This is a genomic window from Alteromonas sp. I10 (assembly GCF_003201515.1).
Taxonomy (GTDB): Bacteria; Pseudomonadota; Gammaproteobacteria; order Enterobacterales; family Alteromonadaceae; genus Alteromonas; species Alteromonas macleodii.
In genome coordinates, this window is record NZ_QJJN01000028.1 from 1 (window position 1) to 1206 (window position 1206).

Genomic DNA, 1206 nt, shown 5'->3' on the forward strand with positions numbered 1-1206 from the left:
AATGGCACAAAACCAATTAAGGCTGGAACCAAAAATAAAGGGTACCAAAGAATCGAAGCGGCAAAGATTTTCATGGTTTCCATTTAGCACCTAACTTTTAAATAAGGGGCGCAGGCATGTGGGCTAAAATCCGAACGAAGTGAGCAGCCCACATGTTTGCGTCCCAGCCCGCGTAGCGGGCGAACTTGATTTTTTGTTAGGTACGTGCTAATTATTCCTCGAAGCTTGTCCACGATACCTATTAATTTTGGGGCTGAGATAATCGATATTTAGAATACAGCCATAGTCCCGCTTGGTGTATAACCAATCCTCGATCATTATATATTCAATATCAACTATTCTATTCGTTTGAACTTCATCCCTGATATCCAAGCATGGGCCAAACATAAACTCAGATCGAAAATTCACCCCAGACACATTAAATGAGGTGTAGCTACTTGGACCAAATACATCCGTTATTGGTCCGCTAACGTTATATCGCTCGTGACTATTGAAAGCTTGTTCAAAGTAATAAATTTTATAAAGCCCAGCTACTAAAAACATGAGAAAGCAGAAAGCGAAAATTCCAACAAAAATCAGTCTAAAATTTTTGATTTCTGTTTCACTCAAGAATTGAAATTTATTCATGAGTACCTAACTTTTAAATATGGGGCACAAACAGGCAGGCTACAATGGCGAAGCCGCCTGCCTGTTTGTGACCCAGCCCGCCTGCGGGCGACATGATTTTTTTGTTAGCTGCCACTTTTGTTAAACATTTTTGGTGAACGCCAACTAACAAGCCCTGATAATATAAACAATACGGCAAAAGTAAGATACCAATACTCTTGAGTGAGGCCGATAAGCTTTACACTATTGTCGGTAATGAAGTACGTAATAAAAGCAGCAACCAAAATGTGCTGAATTTTTAAGGATTTTTTGTGTGTGCGCTGCCCAATAAAGAAACCAACACCAGCAGGAATGCCACACAAGAAAAACACCAAGAAATACGCTGCAATACTTCCTTGTTTAGCTAGTGAAGTAAGACTAAATAAAACAGCAATCGCCGCAACGGCTAAACCAAAAATCCATGCATCTCTATCTATTGCCAAACCTACCTCCTTGGCAGCTAACGCCCTGCTTAGGGGCGGAAACACATGGGCTAAAATTTAGGAGCGAAGCGACGCAGCCCATGTGTTTGCGTCCCAGCGAGCCTGCGAGCGACTACAG

Annotated in this window: 1 protein-coding gene; it reads right to left on the bottom strand. The window is 41.7% G+C overall.

Translation table 11 applies throughout. From position 1 onward, the window contains the following. Window positions 1–731: 731 nt before the first annotated feature. Entirely contained in the window at window positions 732–1088 is a 357-nt protein-coding gene (locus BZA03_RS20320) for a hypothetical protein (RefSeq protein WP_110289724.1), read from the bottom strand. Window positions 1089–1206 lie beyond the last annotated feature (118 nt).